The sequence below is a fragment of the Limnohabitans sp. 63ED37-2 genome (assembly GCF_001412535.1).
Lineage (GTDB): Bacteria > Pseudomonadota > Gammaproteobacteria > Burkholderiales > Burkholderiaceae_C > Limnohabitans_A.
In genome coordinates this window covers 2,704,051-2,718,074 of record NZ_CP011774.1, presented here as the reverse complement: position 1 = coordinate 2,718,074, position 14,024 = coordinate 2,704,051, and the positions used below count along the sequence as shown (strand labels likewise).

Here is a 14,024-nt window from a genome sequence, read left to right as displayed (position 1 = left end):
GATGCTGAAGGTGGATCTAATAGACATGGCCATCCCATTCCTCACCAAGATTTTCGGCAGTCGAAATGACCGCTTGCTCAAGCAATACCGCAAAACCGTCGAGCGCATCAATGCCCTCGAGGCCGGGCTTGAAAGCCTGAGCGACGATGAGCTGAAGGCCAAAACACAAAACTTCCGTGACCGCGCCGCCGCGGGTGAGAGTCTGGATGCGCTGCTGCCTGAGGCGTTTGCTGTGGTGCGCGAGGGCTCTAAGCGTGTCATGAAGATGCGCCACTTTGATGTCCAGCTTGCCGGTGGCATTGCTTTGCACAACGGCAAGATCGCCGAGATGCGCACGGGTGAGGGCAAAACCCTGACCTCTACGCTGCCCGCATACCTCAACGCCATCGCTGGCAAGGGCGTGCATGTGGTCACGGTGAACGACTACCTGGCCAGCCGGGATGCCACATGGATGGGCAAGCTCTACAACTTCCTGGGCCTGACGGTGGGCATCAACTTGCCCCAGTTGCCACGGGAAGAAAAGCAAGCGGCCTACAACGCCGACATCACCTACGGCACGAACAACGAGTACGGTTTTGACTACCTGCGCGACAACATGGTCTATGAGGCCCATGACCGTGTGCAGCGGCCGCTCAACTACGCCATCGTCGACGAAGTGGACTCGATCCTGATCGACGAGGCCCGCACGCCTTTGATCATCAGCGGCCAGGCCGAAGACCACACAGCCACTTACCTGGCCATGAACCAGGTCGTGCCGCTGCTGACACGCCAGGAAGGCGAGGCCGATCCGCGCACCGGAGAGGGCATCATCACACCCGGCGACTTCACGGTGGATGAAAAATCGCACCAGGTCTTCCTGACCGAAGACGGCCATGAAAAAGCCGAAGGCGTGTTGTCACAAATGGGCCTGATCCCGGAAGGCACGAGCCTGTATGACCCGGCCAACATCACGCTGATGCACCACCTGAATGCCGCATTGCGTGCGCAGCACCTGTACCACCGCGACCAGCACTATGTGGTGCAGGACGGCGAGATCATCATCGTGGACGAATTCACAGGCCGTTTGATGACCGGCCGCCGCTGGAGCGATGGTTTGCACCAGGCCGTGGAAGCCAAGGAAGGCGTGCAGATCCAGGCCGAGAACCAGACCCTGGCCTCCATCACTTTCCAGAACTATTTCCGCCTGTACAACAAGATCGGGGGCATGACCGGCACAGCCGACACCGAGGCGTATGAGTTCCAGGAAATCTATGGTCTGGAGACGGTGGTCATTCCGCCGCACCGCAAGAGCCAACGTGACGACCAGCTCGACCGCGTGTACAAGACCTCGCAGGAGCGTTACAACGCTGCGATTGCCGACATCCGCGAATGCCACGAGCGTGGTCAGCCCGTGTTGGTGGGCACCACCTCGATTGAAAACTCGGAGCTGATCGCACAGTTACTCACCCAACAAAAGCTGCCGCACCAGGTGCTCAACGCCAAGCAACATGCCCGCGAGGCGGACATCGTGGCCCAAGCTGGTCGCCCCGGCATGATCACCATCGCCACCAACATGGCCGGTCGCGGGACCGACATCGTGCTGGGCGGCAACATTGAAAAAGATGTGCAGGCCATCGAAGCCGATGAGAGCCTGAGCGAAGCTGCCCGCCAGGACAAAGTGGCCCAGTTGCGCGAGCAATGGAAGGTGGTGCACGAGCAGGTCAAGGCCTTGGGCGGTTTGCGCATCATTGCCACCGAGCGCCACGAGTCGCGCCGCATCGACAACCAGCTGCGTGGCCGTTCGGGCCGTCAGGGTGACCCCGGTTCTTCACGCTTTTACCTGAGCCTGGACGATCCTTTGATGCGCATTTTTGCGGGGGACCGCGTGCGCTCCATCATGGACCGTTTGAAGATGCCCGAAGGTGAGGCCATCGAAGCGGGCATCGTCACGCGCAGCATCGAAAGCGCCCAGCGCAAGGTCGAGGCCCGCAACTTCGACATCCGCAAGCAGCTGCTCGAATACGACGATGTGTCCAATGACCAGCGCAAAGTGATTTACCAGCAGCGCAACGACATCCTGGACGCGCAAGACATGCACGCCCAGATCACCGCGTTGCGCGAAGGCTGCTTCACCGATTTGGTGCGCCAGTTTGTACCGGTCGAATCGGTGGAAGAGCAGTGGGACTTGCCCGGTCTGGAAAAAGTGTTGTCCGAAGAGTGGGGCATGACGCTCGACTTGCAAGGTAAGGTGCAGGCATCGACTGCCATCACCGATGAAGACTTGCTGGAGATGGTGGTGGCTGCAGCCCACGCCCAATTCCAGTCCAAACTCGAGCAGGTGGGCGCCGAGAATTTTGTGTCCTTCGAACGCATGATTTTGTTGCAGAGCATCGACACCCACTGGCGTGAACACCTCAGTGCCTTGGACTATTTGCGCCAAGGCATTCACTTGCGCGGCTACGCACAAAAGCAGCCCAAGCAAGAATACAAGCGCGAAGCCTTTGAATTGTTTGGCCAATTGCTGGACGCCGTCAAAAACGAAGTCACCAAGACCTTGATGATGGTGCGCATCGATTCGGGTGACCAGATGCAGCAGGCTGCGCAAGCCATCGAAGAGCGGGCCGAGCAGATCAGCAATGTGACTTACAGCGCCCCTGACGAAACCGGACAGCCTCAAACCGTGGCAGCCGATCTGGCGGGCTTGCAGCAGGCTTTTGGTCCGGTGGGGCGCAATGAACCTTGCCCCTGCGGGAGTGGCAAGAAGTTCAAGCAATGCCACGGCAAACTCGCCTGAGTGCGACGAACGGACAAAACGGGCTTCGGCCCGTTTTGTCCTTGTACCGTCTGAATACCCGTTGATTTCTCTGAAGGATGTTTATGCCTGTGAACCTGCCCCCACTGGACCCCGCCCAACTTCAGCCGATTGCGGGTGTTCGCATCGGCATTGCCGAAGCGGGTGTGCGCAAAGCCAACCGCAAAGACCTCACCGTGTTTTTGTTGGACGAAGGCGCCAGCGTGGCGGGTGTGTTCACACGCAACCGTTTTTGCGCCGCCCCTGTGCAGATGTGCCGTGATCACTTGAGGGCGGGCAGAGCTGTGCGGGCACTGGTCATCAACACGGGCAATGCCAACGCAGGCACAGGTGGCCCTGGCCTAGCCCACGCACGCCAGACTTGCGAGGCGCTGGCGGGCTTGCTGCAATGCACACCCGCTCAGGTGCTGCCGTTTTCGACCGGCGTGATCATGGAGCCGCTGCCCGTGGACCGCATCGTGGCGGGCCTGCCTGCTGCACTGGCAGACGCGCAAGCCGCTCATTGGGCCAAAGCCGCAGAAGGCATCATGACCACCGACACCGTGCCCAAAGCGGCCAGCGTGCAGGTGCAAGTAGGCGGTAAAACGGTCAGCATCACCGGCATCAGCAAGGGCGCGGGCATGATCCGCCCCAATATGGCCACCATGCTCGGCTTTGTGGCCACCGATGCGTGCATCGATCCCGCCTTGCTGCCTGCACTGGCCAAACAATTGGCCGATGGCTCGTTCAACCGCATCACCATCGACGGTGACACCTCGACCAACGACTCTTTCATGCTGATCGCCACGCACAAGGCGGGCAACACACCCATCACCTCGCTGGACAGCGGCGAGGGTCAAGCGCTGCTCAATGGCTTGATGCAAGTGGCCCGCCAGTTGGCGCACGCCATTGTGCGCGATGGCGAAGGCGCCACCAAGTTCATCACCGTGCAGGTCGAAGGCGGCCGCACGGGCGAGGAATGCCGTCAAGTGGCTTATGCCATTGCGCACTCGCCCTTGGTCAAAACCGCTTTTTTTGCCAGCGACCCCAACCTGGGCCGGATTCTGGCAGCCGTGGGTTACGCCGGGATTGAAGACCTGGACCAGGGCCTGATCGAGTTGCACCTGGACGATGTGCATGTGGTCTCGCAAGGCGGCCGCCGCGCCGAGTACCGCGAAGAAGACGGTCAGCGCGTCATGAAGGGCAGCGAAATCACCGTGCGTGTGGGCCTGGGCCGGGGCACCGCCAGCGACACCGTGTGGACCTGCGACCTGAGCCACGATTACGTCACCATCAACGCGGATTACCGTTCATGAACCTCCCCGCATCTTCTGCCTTGGACCAACTGCTGGCCAAAGTCAGCCAGCTGGTGGACCGCATCGAGTCGGTCTTGCCCCAGCCTCTGTCGGCACCCAATTGGTCGCAGGCCATTGCCTGGCGCTACCGCAAGCGCTCGTCCGGCCATGGCGTGCTCGAGCCGGTGCGCCATGTGGCGGCCATGACGCTCGATGACCTTAAGGAAATCGACGACCAAAAGGAAAAGCTGCAGTGCAACACCGAGCAGTTTGTGCACGGCCGTCCGGCCAACAACGTGCTGCTCACCGGCGCACGCGGCACCGGCAAGTCCTCGCTCATCAAGGCCTGCCTGAACACCTATGCCCCCCAAGGCCTGCGTTTGATTGAGGTCGACAAAGAAGATCTGACCGACCTGCCCGACATCATCGAAGTGGTGGCAGGTCGCCCCGAAAAGTTTGTGGTCTATTGCGACGACCTGAGCTTTGAAGACGGCGAGCCGGGCTACAAAGCGCTCAAGTCGATCTTGGACGGCACTGTGGCGGCTTCGACCCCCAATGTGTTGGTGTACGCCACCAGCAACCGCCGTCACCTGTTGCCCGAGTACATGAGCGAGAACCTCACTTACAAACACACCGACGACGGCGAGGTGCACCCGGGTGAAGGCGTGGAAGAAAAGATTTCCCTGTCCGAGCGCTTTGGCCTGTGGATCAGTTTCTACCCCTTCTCACAAGACGAGTACCTGACCATCGCGGGCCAGTGGCTTAGTGCTTTGGGGGCTACGCCCGCACAAATCGCCTCCGCCCGTCCAGACGCGCTGCTCTGGGCCTTGGAGCGCGGTTCGCGCAGTGGTCGTGTGGCCTACCAGTTTGCGCGGGACATGATGGGCCGCCAACCCACCTCACCGTGAGCCAGGCATGAGCGCAGGCCTGTTGGTCGCCGATGGCGAACGCGAGCGCGAAGACCTGAGCGCAGGCCAGGCCGAGCGTTCCGTGGTCGATGTGGCCGTGGGCGTGTTACTGCAAGCCGATGGCCATTTTTTGTTGACCTCGCGCCCCGAAGGCAAGGTCTATGCGGGCTACTGGGAATTTCCCGGCGGCAAACTCGAAGCGGGTGAGTCGGTCGAGCAAGCCCTGCGCCGCGAGCTGCAAGAAGAGCTGGGCATCACCATCGGGGCCGCGCAGATCTGGAAAACCCAGATGGTCGATTACCCACACGCTTTGGTGCGGCTGCATTTCTGCAAAGTGTGGGATTGGCAGGGCGAGTTGCAAATGCGCGAAGCGCAATCACACGCCTGGCAGTCGTTGCCGGTGGCCGTGACGCCGGTGCTGCCGGGCACCATTCCAGTCCTGACTTGGCTGGCCCAAGAGCGTCAGTTCACAGACGCCACACACGCTTGAAACCCCAAGGGTTCTGGGCGTCTCACTGCAAACGCGGATCGCCAAAGGGCTCGTCGGGTGGGGTGTCGTCGGGCAGTTTGAATTCTTCGCTGGCCCATGCGCCCAAGTCCACACCTTTGCAGCGGGCGCTGCAAAACGGGCGGTAGGGGTTTTGGGGGCTGTAAAGGCTGGTGCCTGCGCAGGCGGGGCAGCGCACTTGGCGGGGCGAGAAATCTGGAGACTGGTTCGGGTCGCTCATGCGCACAAAGTCATCTCGAAAGGCACGTCATCGGTGGTGGCCACCAACTTGCCATCGCTGTGCTGGCGCATCATGCGGATCACCACCAGCAAACGGTTGCAGCTGATCTCGGGGGTGATGCCCAAAACCGGGTCGATTTTGAGTCGCAGCAGCTGAAAGGTTCGCCCTTGGGGCAGGTTTTGCTGAAGCTGACCGGCTGTGGCCATGACTTTTTGTCCAGAGCCTGATTCGCGCAGCATTTGAAGCAACTGTGCAATGGCTTGTGCCCAAGGGGCCAAGGGCAGGGTCCACTGGGCCAAATCTTGGGCGCGACTGGCCGCATCCTGGTGTTGCCAAGCGTGGTACGCAGGCAGGTCAAATTCACAGGTGCCACCAGGAATGGCCATGCGACTTTTGAGGGTCGTCAGGAAATCGTGCTCGGACAGGCTTTGGCCCATTTTTCCAGAGACCTGATTGAGGGCTTCAAAGAGATGGTCGAGTTGCGCAATCAGGCCGTCCAGCGCTTTTTCAGAAATGGCCGGGTTGCCGCGGTAAGCACTGTAGATTTGTTTTTGTCGCTCCAGGTCTTTGAGCACTTCAGACTTGAGTTCGGAGCGGGCTCCCACCTCCAAGATTTCAAACAAGGTGGTCAGGGCGAAATGGTGGTCCACGGCCTGATCACGCCCGATCAGTTGCTCCAGGCGTGAAAACAGCTGTTGCAGTCGCAAATAGGTGCGAATGCGTTCGTTAAATGGGTATTCGTACAGTATCACGCGGCATTTTCCAGTGCCCCGATCATAGCCCGAAGTCAGCGGCCACTTGAAGCACTTGCGCCTCTAATTCATCAAAACTGATACCCTGATTGACAAGAACGATATCGGCACAAGCCAAGCGCTGGGCACGGGAAGCTTGCAGCTGGATGATGCGTTCTATTTCGTCGGCGGCCAGGCCACTTCGGGCCATGACCCTTTGTTGTTGGGTCGAAATATCGCAGTCCACGACGATCACCCGGTCGACTTGTTTGCGCCACCGCTCACCCGACTCCACCAGCAAGGGCACATCGAACACCAGCACTCGGCGGCCCGCTTGCACGGCCGCTTGCGCCTGCTCGGCCGTGATCTGGCTGACCAGGGGGTGGATGATGTGTTCGAGTTGGCGTTTGGCTTGCGGGTCTTGGAAGACGCGCTCTCGCATGGCTTGGCGGTCCATGGCGCCGTCCGGGCCGATCATGGCGGCACCAAAGGTGTGGGCGATGGCTTCCATGGCCCGACCGCCCGGGGCGGTGAGGCTGCGAGAAATGGCATCGGCGTCGATGATGGCGGCACAGCGCCGCGCCAAAAAGCCCGCCACTGTGCTTTTGCCGCTGCCAATGCCGCCTGTCAGGCCGATGCGCCAAGTGCGTTGTGTCATGGACATTCAGATCAAAAACCAGGGCAGGGGGCCAAAGACCATGACCCACAAACCTGCCAACACCAAAAAGGGCCCAAAAGCCAGTTCCCCATTGTCGGCCAATTGACCCCGCAGCTTGAGCCAGAGCCCGCCGATCACGCCGGAAAAAGAGGCGATCAGCACCAAGGTCAGCAGCGCATGCCAGCCCAGCCATGCCCCCAAAGCGGCCAGCAGCTTGAAGTCGCCCTGACCCATGCCTTCTTTGCCGGTCAAGGCTTTGAACAACCAGTACACCGTCCACAAAAACAGATAGCCTACAGCGGCCCCCCAAAGGGCGTCGTTCAGGCCGATGCCCGTCAGGCCCAGACTGGCGGCCAGCAAACCTGCCCAACCCAAAGGTTGGGTGATGGCATCGGGCAGCAAGCGCGTGTCGGCATCGATGGCGGCCAGCGCGACCAGGGCCGCTGCAAAGCCGGCCCAGACCAAGGCCTGAAAACTCAGACCGTGTTCGGCCGCCGCCCACATGAACAGCCCCGCTGTGACCAGTTCAATGGCCGGATAGCGCCAGCCAATTGGCGTGTGGCAGTGGGCGCAACGGCCGCGCAATCGAAGAAAACTCAACAGTGGAATGTTCTCGTGCCAGGCCAAGGTGTGCTGACAGTGGGGGCAGTGCGAACGGGGCACAGCCAGATTGAAGGGCGGTGCACTGAGCGACGCATCGTGCGTTGTATCGCCAAGCGGAGCGTCCCACTGCGCTTGCAGCATGAGCGGCAGGCGGTGGATCACCACGTTCAGAAAACTGCCGATCATCAGGCCCAGCAAAGCCGCCAGGGCAAGTGCCATCACGCTGTCGTTCATGTCAAAAAACTTGCCCCAAACTGAAAATTGGTAAATACATGGCCACCAAGATGGCCCCAATGAAGCCGCCGAGCACCACGATGATCAGCGGCTCCAGCAAACTGCTCAAACCATTGACCTGGTCGTCCAATGCGCTTTCCATCAGGCCGCCCGCCCGGCCCAGCAGGCTGTCCAGCGCCCCGGTCTCCTCGCCCGTGGCGCACAATTGCACAATCATCGCCGGAAAACGCCCGCTTTGGGTCATGCTGTCACTCAAACTGTGGCCTTGGACCACCCGCCGCTGCAATTGCAAGGTGGTGCGTTCAAACACAGGATGATCGCACGCTTGGGCGGTGGGCCCCAAGGCCTCGGGCAAAGGCACGCCAGCGGCCAGCAAGGCCGACAGGGTCTGCGCCCAACGCGCGACCACCGCCGTGGTCAAAAGCGGTCCGAGTACCGGCCAGCGCAGCCACCACCGGGCCAACCATTGCCGCACACGGCTGGTCGCTGGGCTGTTTTGCTGTGCTGCCCCAATCAGCAAAAGACCCAAAGGCAGGGCAACAGGCCAGGCACCCACCAGCGCGTCACTCAGGCCCACCACCATTTGCGTGGCCAAGGGCAATTCAGCTCCAAAGGATTGGAAGACGTCTTGGAAAACCGGCACCACCAGCACCAGGATCAGCACCAAAATGCCCAAGGCCACCACCATCACGGCGATGGGGTACATCAAGGCCGAGCGAATTTTGGAGCGCATGGCCTCGTTCTTTTCCAGCGTCATGGAGAGCCGCTCCATCATCGTGTCAAGAATTCCTGCGGCTTCGCCCGCTTGCACCATGTGCACATACAGGCCGCTGAAATGTTGAGGGCGTTGGGCCAGGGCGACGTGCAAGGCCACACCGGCTTCCACATCGCTGCGCACACCCTGCATCACGGTCACCAAGGCTTTGGCGCTCATGCTGCGGCACAGCATGCCCAAGGCTTGCACGACCGGCACACCCGCGCGCAGCATGGCCGCCCATTGGCGCGTCATGACGGCCAGGTCTTTGGCTTTGATCCGGTCCGGTGGCGACCACCACAGGCGGTGAACTTGCACCTGCTGCAGCCCCTGCCTGCGCAGTTGCACCCGTGCCAAGTCGGCATTCAAGGCCTGAATTTGCCCACTCTGGGGCTGCCCCTGGCTGTCAAGGCCGCGCCATCGAAAGGTCCTTGTGGCCCGGCCAGGCTGCGGGGAACTCATGTGCTTTCCCGCGTGGCGGCCAGCACTTCATCCAGCGAAGTGATGCCTTGCAGCACTTTGCGCAAGCCCGCCATGCGCAAACTGCTGACCCCTTCGTTTCGGGCTTGACGCGCCATCTCCTGAATCCCCGCTTCCTGCAAGACCAGCTGCTGCATTTCGGCGCTCACCGGCATGACCTGAAAAATACCGGTTCGTCCCACAAAACCTTTGTGGCATTGCGGGCAGCCCACCGGCTCGAACACGGGCACCTTGTCTTCATGGCTCAGATGAGGCGGCCACCCGGCTTTGAGCCAAATCGCTGCGGGCACGCTGGCTCTGTGTTTGCACTGTGGGCACAGGCAGCGCACCAAGCGTTGCGCTGTGATCAGGCTCACACTGGCGGCGATGTTGTAGGGGGCCGTGCCCATGTTGCGCAAGCGCACCAAGGTGGCCGGGGCGTCGTTGGTGTGCAGGGTCGAGAGCACCAGATGCCCGGTTTGGGCCGCCTGAATGGCGATGTTGGCGGTCTCCAGATCGCGTACCTCGCCCACCATTAAAATGTCCGGATCTTGGCGCAAGAAGGCCCGCAAGGCCACGGCAAAGCTCAGACCTGGTTTGTCCTGCACATTGACTTGGTTGATGCCCGCCAGTTGGATCTCACACGGGTCTTCCACCGTGGCGATGTTCACCTCCGGGGTGTTCAGCAGGTTCAGGCAGGCGTACAGAGATTGTGTCTTGCCGGAGCCGGTGGGGCCGGTCACCAGCACCAGACCGTGCGGTGCGCGGATCGCCCCCAGCAAGCGCTCCAGGTCTTCGGGCTCGTAACCCAGACGACCCAAGTCCAGTTGGGCCTGCGCCGAGTCCAGCACACGGATCACCAGCTTTTCCCCAAACAAGGTCGGCAATGTGCTCACGCGCAAGTCCAGCTCCCGCCCGGATGCCAAATGCAGTTTCATGCGTCCGTCTTGTGGCAGGCGCTTTTCGGCAATGTCCAGGCGCGACATCACCTTGATGCGCGATGCCAGGCGGTCCTTGAGGGCCATGTGCGGGGAAGCCACTTCGCGCAGCTCCCCGTCGATGCGCATGCGCACCCGGTATTGGTGTTCGTAAGGCTCAAAGTGGATGTCTGACGCTTTGAGAGCCACCGCCTGCTCGAGCAATTGCTGCACATAACTGACCACGGGCGCATCGTCATGCCCGGCCGCGGCGGGCCGTGTCTGGGTGGGTTCCATGAAGCCATCCTATTTGAAAACCAAATGGTTCAAATCATGGTGCTTGATGTGCGATTTGTAAATGCCTCGCCATGGACTGACTTGGTTTTTCGAGGAAAACCTGGTCATCCAAAACAGTTGCTCCTCAAGGACCCCGGCTCCAGTCAGTCTTTCAAACTTTCCTCAAATTCCTAGGTATTCATGGGTCATTGGCGTTGCCCATTCACCCGCAGGATGAGCAGCGGTTCAGCAGACGCGCCGTGCGATTTTTTTCACAGCCGATGTGGGGTCAATGTCCAGCCAATCGTGGAGCATGCCCTGGCGAGTGACGACCTTGCCTGTCAACATGGCACCGCTGAAGTAGGTCTGGTGCATCACGCGTGCCATTTGCGCTTTGCAGTTGATCAACAATTGAGTCTGAGCAGACAGGTAAGTCTGGCCTTCGGTGGTGGTTTGAGGTTTTTTGTAATCGATCGCGCTCCACACGACCTTGCGGCCAGGCTCTGTGGCGATCGAGTTCGCATCGATGTAGAACATGCCTTGATCGTTCAAAACGACCGCTTCCCATTTGGGATTGGCCATGCTGGGCACCGCTGACAGTGCGGCGCACGCGATGAGGGCCATGGTGGATGTTTTGAAAAGATTCATGGTCATCCTCGGCATGGGCAGTGGTCAGGTGCGTCGGTCAAGCAGCTGCGAGGCCAGCGCCACCATGGCGGTGCGGTAGGGGTTGTCGGGCAGTTGCATGGCGGCGTCAATGGCGCGTTGCGCTTCGGCGGCTGCGGCGCTGCGGGTAGCGGCCAGGGCCCCCGTGTCACGAACGATGGCCACGATCTCGTTCAGCCGGTCTACGTTGCCGGTTTCAATGGCTTCGCGCACGGTACGGCTTTGTTCTGGGTTGCCACGCTGCATGGCCAAAATCAGCGGCAAGGTGGCTTTGCCTTCGCGCAGGTCATCACCCAGGTTTTTACCCATCTCGGCGCTGTTGCCGTCATAGTCCAGCACATCGTCGATCACCTGGAACGCCGTGCCCAAGGCCTGGCCGTAATGGGCACAAGCGGCCTCGATCTCTGGGGTGCTGCCCGCCAAAATCGGTCCCAGGCGGGCACTGGCTTCAAACAGTTTGGCGGTTTTGGAGCGGATCACGCGCAAATAGCCTTCTTCGTCCAGCGAGGCATCGTGCATGTTCATCAGCTGCAGCACCTCGCCCTCGGCAATCACGTTGGTGGCGTCGGCCAGGGTTTGCATCACCCGCATGCTGCCCGCGTCCACCATCATCTGGAAAGCCCGGGAATACAGAAAGTCACCCACCAGCACGCTGGCCGGGTTGCCAAAGCTTTCGTTGGCGGTAGGCCGACCGCGCCTCAGGGTGGACTCGTCGACCACGTCGTCGTGCAGCAAAGTGGCGGTGTGGATGAATTCGACAACAGCCGCCAGGTTGTATCTTTGACTGCCCGTGTAGCCTAGGGCACCGCAAGTGAGCAACAGCAACACCGGGCGCAGACGCTTGCCGCCAGCCGAAATGATGTAGCGGGCCACCTCTGCGACCAAGGGAACGCCTGAATCGAGCCGCTGGGCAATGACATGGTCGACCTGGGCCATGTCCGGGGCCACCAATTCAAGAACGGCGGCGGTGCTGTTTTCTGAGGCAGACAAATGGAAGATCCGGCTGGGGAGCTCGGTCGAGCCGAGGCGGTTGGAATAAATACGCACTCAGTGCGCCGCGCAATTATAGGTACTGCCATATCCTGAGCCCTGTAAGCGGGTGTCAGGCGCATGCGATGGATTTGCCTGGTATAGGACAGCCGTGCTAGAATCTTAGGTTCCTTGGGGATTAGCCCTTGGAAACTTCCATTCAAAGAGGTCATTTATGTACGCGGTCATAAAAACCGGTGGCAAACAGTATCGTGTTGTCGCTGGCGAAAAAATTAAAGTAGAACAGATTGCTGCGGACGTTGGCCAGGAAATCGTGATTGATCAAGTTCTCGCAGTCGGCAACGGCGCAGACCTGAAGATCGGCACGCCCCTGGTGTCCGGCGCCACAGTCAAAGCCACCGTGGTGGCTCATGGCAAGCACGACAAAGTGCACATCTTCAAGATGCGCCGTCGCAAGCACTATCAAAAACGTCAGGGTCACCGCCAGCAGTTCACCGAACTGCAAATCGGTGCGATCGCTGCCTGAGGAGAATAGGTCATGGCACAGAAAAAAGGCGGCGGCTCTACGCGCAACGGTCGTGATTCCAAGCCAAAAATGCTCGGCGTCAAGGCTTTCGGTGGTGAACTGATCAGCGCTGGCTCGATCATCGTTCGTCAACGTGGCACCAAGTTCCATGCGGGCAACAATGTCGGCATCGGCAAAGACCACACTTTGTTTGCCTTGGTTGACGGCCACGTGTCGTTCTCGACCAAAGGTGAGCTCAGCAAGCACATGGTGAACGTGACCCCGGCTGTTTAAGCCTGCTCACGCACATTGCGAAGAGGAGCCCCGCAAGCCGGGGCTTTTCGCATTCTGGCCCGTGTGTCTCTTGACCGCGGGCCTCAAGCTACACTGGAAATCTCATGAAGTTCGTTGACGAAGCCTATATTGACATCGCCGCAGGTGACGGCGGGAACGGCTGCGTCTCGTTCCGCCATGAGAAATACAAAGAATTCGGTGGCCCGAACGGCGGTGATGGTGGTCGTGGCGGGCATGTGTTTGCCTATGCCGACATCAACCTGAATACCCTGGTTGATTACCGCTACTCGCGCCGCCATGAGGCCAAGCGTGGTCAGCATGGCATGGGCTCGGACATGTTCGGCGCTGCCGGCGACGACGTGACCCTCAAAATGCCGGTGGGCACCATCATCACCGACGCCGAAACGGGCGAGGTGCTGTACGAATTGCTGGTGCCGGGCGAAACCATCATGATCGCCAAAGGCGGTGACGGTGGCTTTGGCAACATGCGCTTCAAAAGCGCGATCAACCGCGCCCCGCGCCAGAAAACACCGGGTTGGCTGGGCGAGAAGAAAGAGCTCAAGCTCGAATTGAAGGTGCTGGCCGATGTGGGCTTGCTGGGCATGCCCAATGCGGGCAAGTCCACTTTCATTGCGGCGGTCTCGAATGCCCGCCCGAAAATCGCCGATTACCCCTTCACCACTTTGCACCCCAACTTGGGGGTGGTGCGCGTGGGTCCGGAGCAGAGCTTTGTGGTGGCCGACGTACCGGGCTTGATTGAAGGCGCCTCTGAAGGTGCGGGTCTTGGCCATTTGTTTTTGCGCCATTTGCAGCGCACCCGTTTGCTGCTGCATGTGGTCGACTTTGCGCCGTTTGACGAAAACGTCGACCCGGTGCAGCAAGCCAAGGCCATCGTGGCCGAGCTCAAAAAATACGACCCAGGCCTGCACAACAAGCCGCGCTGGCTGGTCCTCAACAAGCTGGACATGGTGCCCGCCGACGAGCGCGAAGCCCGTGTCAAGGACTTCATCAAGCGCATGCGCTACAAAGGTCCGGTTTTCCAAATCTCGGCCCTGACCCGCGAAGGTTGTGAGCCCTTGATCAAAGAGATCTACAAGCACATCCGCGCCCAGCAGATCATTGAGCAGGGTGTGGTGGACATTGACCCCCGCTTCAAAGAGCAGGACAAGCCGCAAGAGCCCGATGCCGATGATCCGCGCTTCAAGCCGCTGCCTTCGGACGCCGACTGACGCTTTC

Annotated in this window: 14 protein-coding genes and 1 pseudogene; 7 read left to right on the top strand and 8 right to left on the bottom strand. The window is 60.3% G+C overall.

Features of this window, described 5'->3' with window-relative positions; all coding sequences use genetic code 11:
- Positions 1 to 25: 25 nt before the first annotated feature.
- From secA to L63ED372_RS12730, 4 genes are all read left to right on the top strand, one after another.
- Positions 26 to 2,773 (top strand): preprotein translocase subunit SecA, encoded by a 2,748-nt coding sequence (gene secA, locus L63ED372_RS12745; protein ID WP_062406301.1) that lies wholly within the window; start codon positions 26 to 28, stop codon positions 2,771 to 2,773.
- Between the two features lie 83 nt (positions 2,774 to 2,856).
- Entirely contained in the window at positions 2,857 to 4,086 is a 1,230-nt protein-coding gene (gene argJ, locus L63ED372_RS12740; RefSeq protein ID WP_062406299.1) for a bifunctional glutamate N-acetyltransferase/amino-acid acetyltransferase ArgJ, read from the top strand.
- Positions 4,083 to 4,973 (top strand): ATP-binding protein, encoded by an 891-nt coding sequence (locus L63ED372_RS12735; RefSeq protein ID WP_062406297.1) that lies wholly within the window; start codon positions 4,083 to 4,085, stop codon positions 4,971 to 4,973. The genes argJ and L63ED372_RS12735 overlap by 4 nt, the downstream gene beginning before the upstream one ends.
- A 7-nt stretch (positions 4,974 to 4,980) precedes the next feature.
- Entirely contained in the window at positions 4,981 to 5,463 is a 483-nt protein-coding gene (locus tag L63ED372_RS12730) for an NUDIX domain-containing protein (protein ID WP_062406294.1), read from the top strand.
- Positions 5,464 to 5,485: 22 nt separating this feature from the next.
- Here L63ED372_RS12730 and L63ED372_RS12725 read toward each other — a convergent pair whose 3' ends face one another.
- From L63ED372_RS12725 to L63ED372_RS12690, 8 genes and pseudogenes are all read right to left on the bottom strand, one after another.
- Entirely contained in the window at positions 5,486 to 5,701 is a 216-nt protein-coding gene (locus L63ED372_RS12725) for a DNA gyrase inhibitor YacG (RefSeq protein ID WP_062406292.1), read from the bottom strand.
- Positions 5,698 to 6,453: a cell division protein ZapD gene (gene zapD, locus L63ED372_RS12720; protein WP_062406290.1), complete on the bottom strand. Its 756-nt coding sequence runs from the start codon at positions 6,451 to 6,453 to the stop codon at positions 5,698 to 5,700. Before zapD ends, L63ED372_RS12725 begins: the two co-directional genes overlap by 4 nt.
- Before the next feature lie 22 nt (positions 6,454 to 6,475).
- On the bottom strand, positions 6,476 to 7,090 hold the full coding sequence (coaE, locus tag L63ED372_RS12715) for a dephospho-CoA kinase (RefSeq protein ID WP_062408099.1): 615 nt from the start codon (positions 7,088 to 7,090) through the stop codon (positions 6,476 to 6,478).
- Between the two features lie 6 nt (positions 7,091 to 7,096).
- A complete protein-coding gene (locus L63ED372_RS12710; RefSeq protein WP_062406288.1) occupies positions 7,097 to 7,927 on the bottom strand; it encodes a prepilin peptidase in 831 nt (276 codons plus the stop codon).
- Position 7,928: 1 nt separating this feature from the next.
- A complete protein-coding gene (locus L63ED372_RS12705) occupies positions 7,929 to 9,050 on the bottom strand; it encodes a type II secretion system F family protein (protein WP_231624497.1) in 1,122 nt (373 codons plus the stop codon).
- Positions 9,051 to 9,139: 89 nt separating this feature from the next.
- Positions 9,140 to 10,318 (bottom strand): annotated as a pseudogene (locus tag L63ED372_RS12700) (GspE/PulE family protein); the annotation flags it as partial.
- A 261-nt stretch (positions 10,319 to 10,579) separates the two neighbouring features.
- Positions 10,580 to 10,981: a surface-adhesin E family protein gene (locus L63ED372_RS12695; RefSeq protein WP_156343629.1), complete on the bottom strand. Its 402-nt coding sequence runs from the start codon at positions 10,979 to 10,981 to the stop codon at positions 10,580 to 10,582.
- A 24-nt stretch (positions 10,982 to 11,005) separates the two neighbouring features.
- On the bottom strand, positions 11,006 to 11,989 hold the full coding sequence (locus L63ED372_RS12690; RefSeq protein WP_062408098.1) for a polyprenyl synthetase family protein: 984 nt from the start codon (positions 11,987 to 11,989) through the stop codon (positions 11,006 to 11,008).
- Positions 11,990 to 12,203: 214 nt separating this feature from the next.
- Between L63ED372_RS12690 and rplU the strand changes: the two genes are divergently transcribed.
- From rplU to cgtA, 3 genes are all read left to right on the top strand, one after another.
- Positions 12,204 to 12,515 (top strand): 50S ribosomal protein L21, encoded by a 312-nt coding sequence (gene rplU / locus L63ED372_RS12685; protein WP_053171757.1) that lies wholly within the window; start codon positions 12,204 to 12,206, stop codon positions 12,513 to 12,515.
- A 12-nt stretch (positions 12,516 to 12,527) separates the two neighbouring features.
- Positions 12,528 to 12,788: a 50S ribosomal protein L27 gene (rpmA, locus tag L63ED372_RS12680; protein WP_019430604.1), complete on the top strand. Its 261-nt coding sequence runs from the start codon at positions 12,528 to 12,530 to the stop codon at positions 12,786 to 12,788.
- A gap of 104 nt (positions 12,789 to 12,892) precedes the next feature.
- Positions 12,893 to 14,017 carry an Obg family GTPase CgtA gene (cgtA, locus tag L63ED372_RS12675; RefSeq protein ID WP_062406279.1) on the top strand — a complete coding sequence of 375 codons (1,125 nt, stop codon included), beginning with the start codon at positions 12,893 to 12,895 and terminating at the stop codon, positions 14,015 to 14,017.
- Positions 14,018 to 14,024: the final 7 nt, after the last annotated feature.

Coding starts and splice junctions, on each gene's coding strand:
- cgtA (WP_062406279.1), top strand. CDS start 12,893: ATGAAGTTCGTTGACGAAGCCTATATTGACATCGCCGCAGGTGACGGC.
- secA (WP_062406301.1), top strand. CDS start 26: ATGGCCATCCCATTCCTCACCAAGATTTTCGGCAGTCGAAATGACCGC.
- L63ED372_RS12735 (WP_062406297.1), top strand. CDS start 4,083: ATGAACCTCCCCGCATCTTCTGCCTTGGACCAACTGCTGGCCAAAGTC.
- L63ED372_RS12730 (WP_062406294.1), top strand. CDS start 4,981: ATGAGCGCAGGCCTGTTGGTCGCCGATGGCGAACGCGAGCGCGAAGAC.
- L63ED372_RS12695 (WP_156343629.1), bottom strand. CDS start 10,981: ATGAATCTTTTCAAAACATCCACCATGGCCCTCATCGCGTGCGCCGCA.
- L63ED372_RS12710 (WP_062406288.1), bottom strand. CDS start 7,927: ATGAACGACAGCGTGATGGCACTTGCCCTGGCGGCTTTGCTGGGCCTG.
- L63ED372_RS12725 (WP_062406292.1), bottom strand. CDS start 5,701: ATGAGCGACCCGAACCAGTCTCCAGATTTCTCGCCCCGCCAAGTGCGC.
- coaE (WP_062408099.1), bottom strand. CDS start 7,090: ATGACACAACGCACTTGGCGCATCGGCCTGACAGGCGGCATTGGCAGC.
- rpmA (WP_019430604.1), top strand. CDS start 12,528: ATGGCACAGAAAAAAGGCGGCGGCTCTACGCGCAACGGTCGTGATTCC.
- argJ (WP_062406299.1), top strand. CDS start 2,857: ATGCCTGTGAACCTGCCCCCACTGGACCCCGCCCAACTTCAGCCGATT.
- rplU (WP_053171757.1), top strand. CDS start 12,204: ATGTACGCGGTCATAAAAACCGGTGGCAAACAGTATCGTGTTGTCGCT.